Origin of the sequence: Shewanella sp. A32 (assembly GCF_029167175.1) — a bacterium.
GTDB classification, from domain to species: Bacteria; Pseudomonadota; Gammaproteobacteria; order Enterobacterales; family Shewanellaceae; genus Shewanella; species Shewanella yunxiaonensis.
Genome location: NZ_JARFTS010000022.1, coordinates 25621 through 39330 on the forward strand (window position 1 = coordinate 25621; position 13710 = coordinate 39330).

Genomic DNA, 13710 nt, shown 5'->3' on the forward strand with positions numbered 1-13710 from the left:
TTAAATTTAGCGCCAATATCCTTGGCCACCCGCATAAATCTGTTAATTATCGTGCTTATAAATCTATATTATTTTCATATGGTTAATATTTTGTTAGATTGCTATTTAATAGTAATTTGTGTATAAATTTTGGTCAGGGCCGTTATATTGTCGTGGTACAGAATTTACACCCGCTACGACATCATCATCAGGGAGATATGATGAAAATGATTAAAGGCGTTATGAAAGGACTCTCGTGGATTTTACTGTCGTTGCTGGCATTTGTCGTTTGTGCTTATCTGCTCCTACTTGCTGCCAATATGCGAGATAGCGAGCCTTCAGCTTCCGCCCTCCAACTCCAAAGATTTACCGAACAACGCATGCAAGCGGCAACAGGCAATAATGCCTATGCCTATGTCATGGGCTTTGCTGCCGCATCGGATATCGATCCGCTCCACTTTGGCAATGACCGTATCAAAGTAATTAATCAGACATTTAATACTGATGGCAACGTCCGTGAGGCTGATAAAACCATTTATAGCCCAACGCCTATGTTTCCAGCGGTCTTCACCCAACTTGCCACTACCTGCCAATTCCAGAATTTGACCTGCCAGCAACAGCTTATCGCAGAGCAGGATCAGCTAACATCATTGCTACAGCAACAAGATTGGCTATTAGCGCGCTACCAGAAATTGCTGGCATTCAACGAATGGCACGAAAATGTGCCTGTAAGCACGCAAACACCGATGCCTGATTATCGACTGATTACCAAAGCACAGACGCTGCTGATGACTCACGCTTGGTTATTAGCAACCCAACAGGACGCAATTGCCGTAAATCGGTTGTTGTCCGCCGATATCCATTTCTGGCGTAAAGCATTGGCTGACGCAGATACCCTGCTGAGTAAATTAGTGATTACCGGTTTGATTAAGAATGACTTGGGTTGGGCTAATTTGATCTTACAACAATTAACCCCCGACAATGTTGCCGCCGCGACACCGCAAATCTGGGCATTGCCATTCAATGATGAAGAACGCGCGATGTTGCCTGCGCTGGCAGGCGAATGGGCACTTTTTAATAACACCATTAAGCACGATTTACGCTCACAGCAAATGGACAGTTCCATTGCTAATGACTTAAACATACGGCTGCTCAAACCCTTGATACAAAAGCAAGAATCCGCCAATCGCTACGCTGATCTCGTATTGTCAATCAACGATACCTTACAAGTGACTTATGAACAGCTACCCGCGGCGATTGAGCATTTGAATAATCTGCCTCCCAACAAAATTGCCGCCGGCGTGCCATTCAAGCTATACAACCCCGTAGGAGAACTCATGTTGGCGGGAAATCATGTCGCACTGGGAAGTTATGCCGCAAAAGTTGCCGATCTTGAGGGTCTGCGCCGCATGTCAGTGATGTTGGCAGAATTTCGTAGCCGCGGCTTAAGTGCCTCCGAACTACAACAGCATCTGTCGCAATCCACACTGCATAATCCCTACACTGATCAGCCATATCTTTGGGATGCGGTACAGCAAAGTGTTATTTTTAATGGACTGAATGGTTCCAGTTACCGATTTCTTTATAAACAGAGTTCTGTTTTATAAAAAGCATCGGTGAACTGACGCTTTTTTGTGGCAACACGGAGTAAGACATCATGCAAATAACCCGCGGATCTTGTCTGTGTGGTGCCATTACCTTTGAAATCTCAGGTGATTTCGAACAATTTCTGTTGTGTCATTGTCATCGTTGCCAAAAAGACACCGGCTCAGTGCATGCCGCCAATCTGTTTTCAACGCAAGCACAGCTAAAATGGTTGTCAGGTGCTGAAAAAATTTCGTTCTATCAACACCCGCTGACACGACACCAAAAAAGCTTTTGCAGTATTTGTGGGGCAGCGATACCGACAGTATTGTCCCAGCAAAATTTGCTCATGGTGCCTGCCGGATGTATCGACGGTAAAGTCCCCATAAAGCCCCAAGCGCATATTTTTACCGCCAGTCAAGCCAACTGGGCGCAAGAATGCGCGTCAATCCCTGCGTTTTCACAACTGCCGCCTATTACCGATTAAAAAGAGCGATTTCGGGCTGATTGCCTTGATTGTCGATAAAGACGCCTGCTATAACGGCGGACATCCTGCTGCGGTTTTGTTGACCGGAATTCTGAACAACGGATAGACAACATGAGTAAAGATTACTTTTCCCACAAAGCACAAATATACGAACAAGATAACAACCGAGTGGACAACGTTGGCAATATTGCAGATGCGATTCGGCGTCAGATAGCCCTCAGCGACGAGATGCATCTGGTGGATTTTGGCTCAGGCACAGGTTTATTGCTGGAACGTATTGCACCCAATGTGCGCAAAATTACTGCCGTAGATATCTCTGCCTCAATGAATCAACAACTCGCGGAAAAGCAGGCGAATTTGCCCTGTGAGCTTGAAATGATCCAGGCCAATCTGGAGCAGACAGACATTGACGGGCAGTTCGATGGCATTATTTCCTCCATGACCATGCACCACATCCAAAACATTGATGCCATGTTTTCCAAATTTGAGCGAATGGTACATCCAGGTGGCTTTATCGCCATCGCTGATTTGGATAAAGAAGATGGCAGTTTCCATACGGATGATACTGGTGTTTTTCATTTTGGTTTTGAACACGAAGAGATTGCCGCAGCAGCCCGTAGGGCAGGTTTTGAACAGGTTCAAGTGATCAATGCCAGCGTGGCGCGTAAACCCTATGGTGATTATCCGGTGTTCTTGCTGACGGGATTTCGTAAATCGTGAACACCTCCCCGCTCCCTTGGCGTGCACAACGGGTCATGTTGCGTTCGTTTTGTCCTGAGGACCTACATCATTTTCACGGGTATCGCAGTGATCCCAGAGTGGCACAACTTCAGGGCTGGGAACCACATACACTTGAACAGAGCCAACAATTTGTAGACGCGCAAAGCCAATTATCATTCCCGGTGGCGGGTCAATGGCAACAATTGGCTGTTGTCAGACTTTCGGACCAACAACTGATTGGTGATGTCGGGATCTGGCTTTCCGAGGCGCTTGATGAAGCAGAATTCGGCTTAAGCATTACCCATGATGCCCAAGGACAAGGTTATGGCCGTGAAGTTTGTGGCTCGCTACTCGAATTGATCTTTAGCACGACGCCGGTCACTCGCGTCATTGCTTGTACTGACCGTCGCAACCGTGCGTGTATAAAAGCGCTACAACATGCCGGCATGCAACTTGAGTTATGTCGCCAGGCTCAATACAAAGGAGAAACCTGTGAAGAGTTACAATTTGTTATCTGTCACGATGGTAAGTTGGCATAATTCAGCTGTGCAGAACACACCGAAACCGCATATTTGAGATATTTAAAATGTTTAGGGCTAAGCAACACGCCTTTATCAGTAGCGAACGGCTGCTGTTACGGCCTTTTTCATTCAGTGATATTCCGGCGATAACGCAGTTGGCAAATGACCCCGTGATTGCCGAAAACACCTTAAACATTCCATCCCCCTATGACGAAGACGATGCCAGAGTGTGGTTGGAACTTCAGCAACAACTGGCACAATGTTATGACAGCTATGCCTGGGCGATTAGCTTGAGAAGTTCAGGCACCTTAATTGGTGCCATCAGTCTGACCGCGACTGAAGATAATCAGGCAGAAACCGGCTACTGGATCGGTAAGCTTTATCGTAATCAAGGATACTGTTCTGAAGCACTCCAAGCACTGTTAGAGAACGCTCAGCGCATTTACCAACTGACTGCCGTCAGTGCAGTTCACCTTGTGAGTAATCCCGCGTCAGGTAAAGTCATGCAACATGTGGGGATGAAGAAGATTGCCGAAGAAATGCGCCATAACAGTCAGGATCTGCGAGTCCCAATGGCGATATATCGTATCGATTTCAATCCTTTATCAACATTGCCCGCAGTCGCTAAGGATTTAACCCAGTGATACTTAATCCCTGCCACCCCAAAGACCTTACATTACTGCGCCAAATTAGCCTTGAAACCTACGTCGAAACCTTTGAGGCAGCTAATACGCCTGCCAATATGCAAAGCTATTTGCAACAGGCATTTAATACACAAAGACTCAGCGATGAATTGGCAGAGCCGCACAGCCAATTTTTTCTGGCATATAAGCACGACCAAGTCACAGGCTATTTCAAAATTAATAACGGATCTGCGCAAACCGAATTCAATGACCCCAACGCGCTCGAATTAGAACGCATTTATGTTTTACGTCGATATCAAGGGCAAGGACTCGGTCAGCAACTACTGAACGCTGTCATTAATATCGCCAACGAGCAGCAAAAGCAGTGGTTATTTTTAGGGGTCTGGGAACATAACCAGAAAGCACTTGCCTTTTATAAGCGAAATGGGTTTTATCGTATTGGGCAGCATATATTTAACATGGGTGATGATCCACAAACCGACTATCTGCTGCGCAAAGACCTAAAAAAAGACAACCAATCAGTCCAGGAACGGTATGAATAAGATAGGTTTACTCGGCGGCATGAGTTGGGAAAGTACCCAAAGTTATTATCGAATAATCAATCAAGGCGTAAATGCCAAACTGGGCGGCCTGCATTCAGCAGAAATGGTGCTGTACAGCATCGACTTTGCCCCAATTGAACAGTTGCAAAAACTGGGCGACTGGGATGCGATGGCAAAGATTCTGATAAATGCCGCACAATCTATTGAAAAAGCTGGGGCTGACGCACTGCTGATCTGTACCAACACCATGCATAAGGTCGCCGATCAGGTCGCCGCAGAAATCGATATTCCGCTGCTGCATATTGCTGACGCCACCGGTGAAGTATTACAGCAACAAGGGATCCACACCGTTGGTTTGCTGGGAACCGCTTTTACCATGGAGCAGGAATTTTATCGCGAGCGTCTGCAGCAAAAATTTGGACTGGAAGTATTGGTGCCAGACACTGAGGCTCGGCAAACTGTGCACCGGATCATTTACGACGAGCTTTGTGCCGGGAAAATTCTGTCTGAGTCCAAAGCCGCCTATCTCGATATCATTCATGACTTGGCACAGCGAGGAGCGCAGGCCGTGATCCTTGGCTGCACTGAAATCGGTTTGTTAGTGCAGCAACAGGATACCGAGGTAAAACTGCTTGATACTACCGCAATTCACGCCGAAAAGGCGGTTGCCTTCGCAGTTACCGAATCGCCAGTCAACAATGATTAACATAGGAATACGGCACTTATGCTAGGGACACACGATCTTGCTATCTTCATTTTGTCCGGTTTTCTGCTCAATCTCACTCCTGGGCCAGATTCGCTGTTGATTGTCACCAAAAGTGCCGCACAAGGATGGCGTGCTGGCTGTATTGCGGCGTTAGGGATTGGCAGTGGCTTATTGGTGCATATTTTTGCTGCTGCACTGGGACTGTCCGCCATTTTAGCCAGCTCAGCTACCGCCTTCACCATTGTGAAAATCATCGGAGCCGCTTACCTGATCTACATCGGTATCAAAGCACTGTGGCACCGGCCCAAAGTTAGCCATGACGCGGTAGACCAAGCGGCACCGCACAGAACAGAATCTTTGCGACAGATCTATGTACAAGGTTTCTTTACCAACGCCTTGAATCCAAAAGTAGCGTTGTTTTTCCTGGCATTTGTACCGCAATTTATCAGCCATGATGCCGATCATAAAGCCTGGGCATTTTTGTTGTTAGGACTCATTTTTGAATTCAACAGCATGATTTATTGCCTGCTATTGGCGCTGTTGGCTGCCACTGCGGGAAAGCGTTTGAAAAGCCACCAACAGATTGGAATGCTTATCAACAAAGTCGTCGGCACCCTATTTATATCTCTAGGGATAAAACTGGCGCTTGCTAGTCGCAGTTAAGCCAACAACTCAAATAATCCTCCTCGCGTCCACACCACATTTATGTCAGCTTTGCGGTATCATGTGGCGATTTATTACCGCCATAAGCTAAGACAACATAAGGGGATGGCATGAATCTGGTGAAATGGATGGCAGCCTGCGGCTGTTTGTGTTTTGCAATATTGGCAAACGCACAGTCCGGTCCTATCGTGCAAATTCAATCAGGACGTTTAGAAGGTATACAGCAACAGGGCATTGATGTCTTTTTAGGTATTCCTTATGCAAAACCCCCGTTAGGCGAATTACGCTGGCAGCGACCGCTTACCGCACCGTCGTGGCGTGGGATCCGTAAAGCCGACGCGTTTGGCCCAAGTTGTATGCAGGCAACATTTCCTGGTGATGCAGTGCCCTTGCCTGACAATTACAGCGAAGACTGTCTGACGCTCAATATCTGGCGTCCCAGCCAGTTTAGGGGACCGACACCGGTCATGGTGTGGGTTCACGGCGGAGGCTTCGTCAATGGAGGAAGTGCATCTCCTGTATATGATGGTGCGGCGTTTGCCAGAGCTGGGGTGATATTTGTCAGTTTCAATTATCGTCTTGGACGACTGGGATTTTTTGCCCATCCAGCAATGGACGGCAACATGTTTGTTGGCAATTTCGGACTTACTGATCAAATCAAAGCATTACGCTGGGTACAGGACAATATCATCCAGTTTGGCGGCGATCCACGCAATGTGACGCTGTTTGGTGAATCAGCCGGGGGTTATGCCATCAATGCCCTGCTTAGCAGCCGTTTCGGACGAGATTTATTCCAAAAAGCGATCATTCAATCCGGTAACGGGCGCCATAGTCTCAACGGAGAGCAAAGCTGGTCACAAGCAGCCGCGATTGGAATGGCGTTTGCTCAAGCGCACGGGGTAATGGGCACAGATAAGGCGGCGTTAGAAAAATTGCGAGCATTACCGGCAGCAGACGTCACGGGGGATCTAAACCTTCAGACCATGTCGCAAAATCGCCAAACTTACTCAGGGCCGATGACCGATGGACAGGTCGTTGAAAAAGAGCCGCAAGAAGCTTATCTCAAAGGCGATTTTGCCAGAGTCCCGTTACTGATCGGTGCCAACAGTGCTGATTTAGGGTTTGTATTGCAAAAGCCTGACCATCGGGAGACGGTATTAGCGCAGTTCGCTGCTAACACAGCTGCAGCCACAAGTGCTTATCAAGAAATTGCAGACACAGACGCCTTGGCACAGCATATCGCTATGCAAAAATTGATGCTGGAACCTGCCCGTTTTGTCGCTCGCGCATTTGCCGAACGCGGCACACCAGTATGGCAATATCGTTTCGGTTATGTGGCCAGCAGTCGCCGAAACGCTTGGCAAGGAGCGCCACATGCCAGCGAAATTCCTTATATTTTTAATACGCTTGATGCTGTTTATGGTGCTCAAACATCAACGGATGACAAAGCCGTGGCCAGCATGATGCAAGCCTACTGGGTCAATTTTGCGAAAACCGGTAATCCCAATGGTGCTGATTTACCCTTGTGGCCAAAATATAACACCGCGGCTGACGAGATCCTCTGGGTGGCACCACAAGGTAAATCTGCGACCGCAGCAGTAGCAGATCCTCAACAGGCGCAGTTGGATTTAGTGGAAAAATTACAGTAAGAATCCATTATAAAAAAGGCCACTCTGGTGAAGGAGTGGCCAATAACTGGGACTTATGCTCTTAATAGCATAGTTAGCAATGATGAGTAATATTTACCAGCAATTTCAACATGACCACTCATAGGGATCATAGTTTGCGAGCACTTTAGCATATCTTGCCGTTAAGCCTCGGGTGGAGTAGTAGTAGCCCTCGCCTTTAGCATTAATCGCATAAGCGATATCACAACATTCAGGGTCTGCATCCAGTTGTTCGCGTAAAGCTTGCTGACTCTCGTTGTCGAGCTCATATGGCTTACTACGTAGCACAATTTCCTCGACAACCGCTTTATGTCGACAACTGAAATCTCGTACCTGATTGACTAACGTCTGAAGCACTTCACCTCGCCGGATAGCCAGCCAACGGTTCGCATAACTCTCAACGATATGTTTCCTCGAAAAGAAATAATACTCGTCCGCTGACTGCCGCATACAGATATCTGCATATTCCGGTGCCAGTACCAACTGAATGTACTGTCCTACAACATCTTCGGTCTCTTCTTCATCGTCCGACTGACCGATGACCGCTACCACTTGTGGCAGCGTCACCAGCCGACCGTGTTGACTGAAGAGTCTGATGTATTTCACCAGATCCTGCATCATCGTTTACCCCGGTAACAGACCTTTGGATTCCAGTTTGTCAGCCGCATAACCCAGGCCGAATGATTCCAGAGTAGCACGGGTTGGAATACCTGTTTCACTATCCCAGCCCCAAGCTTCATAGAACATGGTCAATGCAGTCTGCATATCATCACGGTCCATCTTAATGGTCCCGGCATCGCCGAATGCCAAGTCTGGATTTATGTCATACACCCAGTCGGACAAGACATCGTGATCAGTACGTAAGTTGGTAGAATTCATTTCCAATGCGGTAAATGCTCGGTGCAACTGTACGGTGCGTTCAGCCATTGTGTCTAATTCGGCTTCAGTAACTTCATCACCAGTAATCAAGCTATACATCTGTGCTTCAATAGTAGTATCACCGCGATAGTTCTTGTTGACATCAGGTGAGGTTACTAATGGGAATACCCAGTTACAGATGGTCAGAGAGTCATGCAGCATATTCTTCACAATACACCACTTGGCAAACTTCACCTTGGCTTCATTGATTGGGGTGTAGGCTTTAACCGGGTCAAAAGCCCCTTCACCAAACTGTTCAGCGCAAATTTCTGCAATTAAGTCATGCGGCAAACCGGCGTTCACAATATTGATATGAGAGTGGCACATTGGGTCACGGTTAAAGATCACGTTGATCAAAGAACCCACCTGTCCGGCACATTCACTGGCATGGTGCAGTGCATGTTTCATGCTGCGGTTAAACAGATGCACACCGGACTCTGCATAAATATTCCAGTTATCGATTGCAGGGTTAGTTCCATCCAGCTTCAGCACATCAATATAGGTTGCCGGGTCGCCCATCATACGACCCAGGATATTTTCATGAGCATAATTGTCCGGGAACGCGATACGTGGATACAGATCCACCAGGAATTCAGGTTCATTATTATCCCAAAGTTCCCATGGTACGTCGGCATACTCTTCAGCTGACAGCAGATTCTTGAACAGATCAGCTTTCTTCATGTCTTTAAACATGTGGTGAGTCAACCCGTAACCACTGAAGATACCGTAGTCATCACGCAGATAACCACCTACTGTTGCGGTTAACGCGTATTCTTCAGTACCGCTGGTGGTTGGCATCAGGTAGTTACCCCAAATAAAGCCACCGCAAGTATTGGTGTAGTATTCAGTTTTGAAATTGAAACGGCTCTTGAGTTCTGGCACCTTCAGTTCACAGTAGCAGCGGATAGGACAAGCGTGGCAGCCACCCATACGTTTTAGCCACTTGTTGGTATATTCAACCCCAACATACATTTCTGCCATTGAACAGCGATAACCGATGCGGTTACGTTCATCCCAGGCAACTTCACCTAATTCAACAGGCTCATCCGCTGCCCCCCAGGTGATTTCATCACGGGCTTTCCAACGGCTGCCAGAGCTGTAATATTCAGTCCAAGATTGCGGAGTAGAAGGCACGACGTTGTTGTTGTTAGAACCAATGATGCCGAGAATATGATCATCCAAATCACGCATTTCATCACGAGTAGCGTTAATCTTACAGGTTCCAGTACCCAAGATACCGACACCTTTCAGGTTTTTAGAACCCATTACGGCACCGTGACCACCTGCAGCGTGGCCGCCTGGGCACATAAACCCAGACATAGGAACCAGGTTTTCACCAGCTTGCCCAATCGCGAAGCACTGTGAAGCAGCCCCCATCGCCTTGGTGATAGCAGCTAAGCTGTCAAAAATGCCTTTGCCCCAAATACCAGAAGCTGACTCAATACTGACCTTATCATCCGCGATACTGATCCAGACAGGTTCACTCGCGGCGCCAACAACAGCTAACGCATCATAACCAGCATATTTCAGTTCAGGACCGATATGACCACCGATGTGACCATCGGTGATCAGATGACCAGGTACTGCAGGACTACGAGAAGTTACCGTCATACGACCGGAGCAAATAGCCCCTGAACCGGTTAATGGACCTACGGAATATACAATAACGTTTTCAGGATCGGTTCCTAATTGGCCATCCACATGGTGATCCCACAGGATTTTATAACCAATACCTGAACCCCCAAGATAATCGAGATAATTTTCAGTGGACTCAGTCCAAATTTCATTGGTAGTTAAATTTACCCATAAAATTTTACCCGCCCATCCGCCGTAATTAATAGTCATTTGTTTTACCTCTTATTCGACCAAACCGGTATAGTTGTTATAAATTTCTAATGCTTCCTCTGCTTCATCCCAGGTATAAAATTTAATCGCACCAGTTGCACAAACTTGTGCGCAATTAGGATCGCCTCCGCAGAGATCGCATTTAACAGATTTCATTTTACTTTTAACAACTTTAATAGTTTGTTGCGGACATTTATCAGCACAATAGCCACAACCCACACAAAGTGATTCGTCAACTACTCTTGCACCGGTTGTTTCATTAACAGAAATTGCCCCTTGCGGACAAACTTCCATACATACGTTACATTGGTGACAAGTCTGCGGAACACATGCAAAATTACCCGCATCGCCACATTGTTCATAATAATCAGCTTGTACACCCAATGGGCCATAGTTCATATTATGTGCAACTTTTACCCTTGAAATCACTGGGCCGACATCGCCCTCATGGTTCCATCCACATGCAGCTTCGCAACGACGACAGCCGACGCAAAGTATTGGATTTACGACCATTAAGCCGCCGGGGGTTACAGTTACGGAGTCACCGTTACCTGTGTTATCTTTAGTGGTATCGTTGTTATCGCTGTTACAGCCTGTTAAAAAGCTGATGAGAGTGCCGCTGTATACTGTACCTACAGCTACTCCCATACTACCTTTCAGCATTCCTCGTCTGGTGATCATCTTATTTCCCTTTATTAGCTAAAGAAATATAATAAAAATATGCATCCTGATATATTCCCGACGAGTCATAATAATTAAATAAAAAGTTACTTTTTTCTTACCAAAGTCACACTTAACGTAATATATGCGCTTTAATAAAAACCTTTGCAGCGGTCCTCAAATTTATTTTTTATGTTTTGCATATATTGCAAATCCTTTTTCCACAAAACGAATATGTTATGAAATAAGCATTACATAAAATCAACAAGTAAAATACCTGAGATTCATCACACACATACCCATATAAATTAATAGAGTATATTCGCGGATGCATTCCTATTTAGAGCCCGACAAATTTCTATAAAAGGAATGGAATATATGAAGACCAAATACCATATTTTGTGGTTGGCATTATTATCATTAGGTTTTGGAATATTAACAGGTTGTTCCGATGACAATAATAATGATAGTAATAATGACCAAACGGATACTGATACTACAACCCCCGTCACAGATGTTGGAGTTGATATCAGCGACGCCACAACATTAAGTGCTCAGATTGAATCTGTCAGCATTGATGATAGTAAAAACGTCAGTGTGGACTTTTACTTGAGCAATGCAAATGGTGTGGCAGTTATAGGCTTAGATAAGCTCGATAGCATTGCCTCTTTAGGTGTAGGTATCGCCAAACTCGGGACACCACAACCTCTGCGTACCAACAAAGATGCAGTGGCCGATTACAATACTAAAGATGAGATGGCAGAGAGCAAGGAATGGATCAGCTACATCAATAATGAAGTTGAACCAGGAACTGGTGCTGGCACTAAAGCGGCTACTGAATGGCAAGCCGGAATAGAAACCAGCTGCAAACTGGATTGTATTGAAAACCTTGGCAGTGGCCATTATCGCTATACATTCAGTAAAGCGCTGGGTGACTATTCTCAGTTTGACGGCTTGGATACCAGCTATGATGCCAACGCGACAACACGTGTTTATCTGGAACTGTTGCCAAGCAGTGATAGCGATCCCAGCACTATGTTGATCAATACGACTTATGACTTTATTCCAGCTACCGGCGCGGTTGCTGAGGCAGATGAAGACAGACAAGTGATTGATCCGGAGCAAGCCTGTTATCGTTGTCATACTGCCGATCGTAGTGACACAGAAAAACGTCTGCTGATGCATGGTGGTAAACGTTATGCGTTTGAAGGCTGTGTAATGTGCCACACTACCTATTCAGCTGATCCTGAGACAGGTAATCCCATTGATATGGCGACCTTGGTACATAAGATCCATCAAGCTGACTATAAAATCGTGGGACATAACGCCAGCGTTAACAATTTCAGTGGTGTGCACTACCCAGGTGAAATTGCGGACTGCCAGAGCTGTCATATTAGCGATGCCACCGCACAAGCTAGCCAGTACTACATCCCAACCAATAACAGTTGTCTGAGCTGTCATAAAGATAAAATCAGCGAAGCACCGAGTGACTGGGACGGTACAGCAGCGTCATTATTCCACGATAGGGATTTGTTCCCGAATGCTTGGGCAAATAGCTGTGCCGGATGTCACCCTGACGACACCAATCCTAAAGGTGCCGGTCTCATTCATGACCAATTATTTGAGACCCGCAGCGCGGTGAAAGCAGAGTATGCCATGACAATGGGAACTGTGAGTTTAGGCGTTGATTCGCTCACCGTGACCGTTAATTTTGCCAAGAGCAACGTGTTGCCAACCACTGATACTGCTATTAGTGCATTGTGGTTGGTAGTCAATGGCAATCCCGATGTATTAGTACGACCAGAAAACAACGGTCAACATAAGTTGTGGGATATCAGCAAAAACAGTGACAACGTTACAGTAAGCAGCAGTGCTAATATATTAACTGCTACCATTTCTGGGATTACTCCTGCTGATTTTGGTGATACAGCATCTGCCGTGGTTAAAGCGAAGATGGTTGTTTGTGCTGATCGCAGCAGCCGCACATCAGTCGCCTGTAGTTCAGATGATGCAGACACTGATGTTGAAGTGATTTCCGATAATGGACTGGATTTAACTGGTGCCGCTTCTAGTCGCACCGCAGTGGCTGATGAAGCACTGTGTAAATCCTGTCACGACAGTGAAATGCAGCAACGGATTGTGGATGCGCATACTTTGGCCACAAACTTTGCTGCTGGCAATGACAGCTGTGGTTCATGTCACAACCCTGTCAGTGCAACTTCACTGACTGATGGCAGTTGTAATAGTTGTCACAACAACGACACCGTGGCGTACATGGGTGCCAACATGTACCACACCGCTGGTATTGATCACATCAAATCGATCCGTACGGTCAACAATACTCTTAACTATCGCGAAATGGTGCACTCGCTGCATGCTGGAACTCGCACAGTGAAGGCTATGGGCGCAACGCGTGAAGAAACAACTTATCCGCAACCAGCAACTAATTGCCGTGCGTGTCATGACGAAGGACAGTTGGACTTTGCCGGGTTGAAGACCGAAAATTCAGAGATTGTGGCCACTCCAGATGCAACAGCAGATGGTCAAGTCGCTGAATTATCGCCAACAGTTGCGACTTGTGCCGGTTGTCATACCAACGTTGCTGACTGGGCCGGTCACGCCAGAGAATTTGGTGGTGTTTATGAGGCTGATGCCAGTGGCGGCCGTATCTACAATGCCGGTGATGAAACCTGCTATTACTGCCATGCTGAAGGCAAAGCCTATGGTGTAATCGAAATTCATAACCAAGCACAAAGCAGCAATTAACGATCGAT

Annotated in this window: 13 protein-coding genes; 10 read left to right on the forward strand and 3 right to left on the reverse strand. The window is 46.5% G+C overall.

What is annotated here, in order from left to right; genetic code table 11:
* Positions 1 to 206 precede the first annotated feature (206 nt).
* From PY479_RS14095 to PY479_RS14135, 9 genes are all read left to right on the forward strand, one after another.
* Positions 207 to 1586, forward strand: a complete 1380-nt coding sequence (locus PY479_RS14095) for a hypothetical protein (protein ID WP_275484160.1) — start codon at positions 207 to 209, stop codon at positions 1584 to 1586.
* A 50-nt stretch (positions 1587 to 1636) separates the two neighbouring features.
* Positions 1637 to 2050 (forward strand): GFA family protein, encoded by a 414-nt coding sequence (locus tag PY479_RS14100; protein WP_275484161.1) that lies wholly within the window; start codon positions 1637 to 1639, stop codon positions 2048 to 2050.
* Between the two features lie 111 nt (positions 2051 to 2161).
* Positions 2162 to 2770 carry a class I SAM-dependent methyltransferase gene (locus PY479_RS14105; protein ID WP_275484162.1) on the forward strand — a complete coding sequence of 203 codons (609 nt, stop codon included), beginning with the start codon at positions 2162 to 2164 and terminating at the stop codon, positions 2768 to 2770.
* The gene (locus PY479_RS14110) at positions 2767 to 3309 is read left to right on the forward strand and encodes a GNAT family N-acetyltransferase (RefSeq protein ID WP_212596219.1); all 543 of its coding nucleotides are present in this window, start codon (positions 2767 to 2769) and stop codon (positions 3307 to 3309) included. The genes PY479_RS14105 and PY479_RS14110 overlap by 4 nt, the downstream gene beginning before the upstream one ends.
* Positions 3310 to 3356: 47 nt before the next feature.
* Entirely contained in the window at positions 3357 to 3935 is a 579-nt protein-coding gene (locus PY479_RS14115; RefSeq protein ID WP_212596218.1) for a GNAT family N-acetyltransferase, read from the forward strand.
* On the forward strand, positions 3932 to 4477 hold the full coding sequence (locus PY479_RS14120) for a GNAT family N-acetyltransferase (RefSeq protein WP_275484163.1): 546 nt from the start codon (positions 3932 to 3934) through the stop codon (positions 4475 to 4477). Before PY479_RS14115 ends, PY479_RS14120 begins: the two co-directional genes overlap by 4 nt.
* Positions 4470 to 5183 carry an aspartate/glutamate racemase family protein gene (locus PY479_RS14125; protein ID WP_212596216.1) on the forward strand — a complete coding sequence of 238 codons (714 nt, stop codon included), beginning with the start codon at positions 4470 to 4472 and terminating at the stop codon, positions 5181 to 5183. Before PY479_RS14120 ends, PY479_RS14125 begins: the two co-directional genes overlap by 8 nt.
* An 18-nt stretch (positions 5184 to 5201) precedes the next feature.
* Complete coding sequence (locus PY479_RS14130; RefSeq protein WP_275484164.1) at positions 5202 to 5846, forward strand: LysE family translocator; 645 nt, start codon at positions 5202 to 5204, stop codon at positions 5844 to 5846.
* Positions 5847 to 5956: 110 nt separating this feature from the next.
* Positions 5957 to 7495 carry a carboxylesterase family protein gene (locus tag PY479_RS14135; protein WP_275484165.1) on the forward strand — a complete coding sequence of 513 codons (1539 nt, stop codon included), beginning with the start codon at positions 5957 to 5959 and terminating at the stop codon, positions 7493 to 7495.
* 105 nt (positions 7496 to 7600) lie between these two features.
* Here PY479_RS14135 and PY479_RS14140 read toward each other — a convergent pair whose 3' ends face one another.
* From PY479_RS14140 to PY479_RS14150, 3 genes are read right to left on the reverse strand one after another with little or no spacing between them, the layout of a single operon-like run.
* Positions 7601 to 8134 carry a hypothetical protein gene (locus PY479_RS14140; RefSeq protein ID WP_228730445.1) on the reverse strand — a complete coding sequence of 178 codons (534 nt, stop codon included), beginning with the start codon at positions 8132 to 8134 and terminating at the stop codon, positions 7601 to 7603.
* Between the two features lie 3 nt (positions 8135 to 8137).
* On the reverse strand, positions 8138 to 10276 hold the full coding sequence (locus tag PY479_RS14145) for an aldehyde ferredoxin oxidoreductase (protein ID WP_212596213.1): 2139 nt from the start codon (positions 10274 to 10276) through the stop codon (positions 8138 to 8140).
* A gap of 12 nt (positions 10277 to 10288) precedes the next feature.
* Positions 10289 to 10957 carry a 4Fe-4S dicluster domain-containing protein gene (locus tag PY479_RS14150; RefSeq protein ID WP_212596212.1) on the reverse strand — a complete coding sequence of 223 codons (669 nt, stop codon included), beginning with the start codon at positions 10955 to 10957 and terminating at the stop codon, positions 10289 to 10291.
* A gap of 357 nt (positions 10958 to 11314) precedes the next feature.
* Here PY479_RS14150 and PY479_RS14155 point away from each other — a divergent pair, with 357 nt between their 5' ends.
* Positions 11315 to 13702 (forward strand): OmcA/MtrC family decaheme c-type cytochrome, encoded by a 2388-nt coding sequence (locus tag PY479_RS14155; protein WP_275484166.1) that lies wholly within the window; start codon positions 11315 to 11317, stop codon positions 13700 to 13702.
* The last annotated feature ends 8 nt before the right edge of the window (positions 13703 to 13710 follow it).

Coding starts and splice junctions, on each gene's coding strand:
- PY479_RS14095 (WP_275484160.1), top strand. CDS start 207: ATGATTAAAGGCGTTATGAAAGGACTCTCGTGGATTTTACTGTCGTTG.
- PY479_RS14100 (WP_275484161.1), top strand. CDS start 1,637: ATGCAAATAACCCGCGGATCTTGTCTGTGTGGTGCCATTACCTTTGAA.
- PY479_RS14105 (WP_275484162.1), top strand. CDS start 2,162: ATGAGTAAAGATTACTTTTCCCACAAAGCACAAATATACGAACAAGAT.
- PY479_RS14115 (WP_212596218.1), top strand. CDS start 3,357: ATGTTTAGGGCTAAGCAACACGCCTTTATCAGTAGCGAACGGCTGCTG.
- PY479_RS14125 (WP_212596216.1), top strand. CDS start 4,470: ATGAATAAGATAGGTTTACTCGGCGGCATGAGTTGGGAAAGTACCCAA.
- PY479_RS14130 (WP_275484164.1), top strand. CDS start 5,202: ATGCTAGGGACACACGATCTTGCTATCTTCATTTTGTCCGGTTTTCTG.
- PY479_RS14135 (WP_275484165.1), top strand. CDS start 5,957: ATGAATCTGGTGAAATGGATGGCAGCCTGCGGCTGTTTGTGTTTTGCA.
- PY479_RS14140 (WP_228730445.1), bottom strand. CDS start 8,134: ATGATGCAGGATCTGGTGAAATACATCAGACTCTTCAGTCAACACGGT.
- PY479_RS14145 (WP_212596213.1), bottom strand. CDS start 10,276: ATGACTATTAATTACGGCGGATGGGCGGGTAAAATTTTATGGGTAAAT.
- PY479_RS14150 (WP_212596212.1), bottom strand. CDS start 10,957: ATGATCACCAGACGAGGAATGCTGAAAGGTAGTATGGGAGTAGCTGTA.
- PY479_RS14155 (WP_275484166.1), top strand. CDS start 11,315: ATGAAGACCAAATACCATATTTTGTGGTTGGCATTATTATCATTAGGT.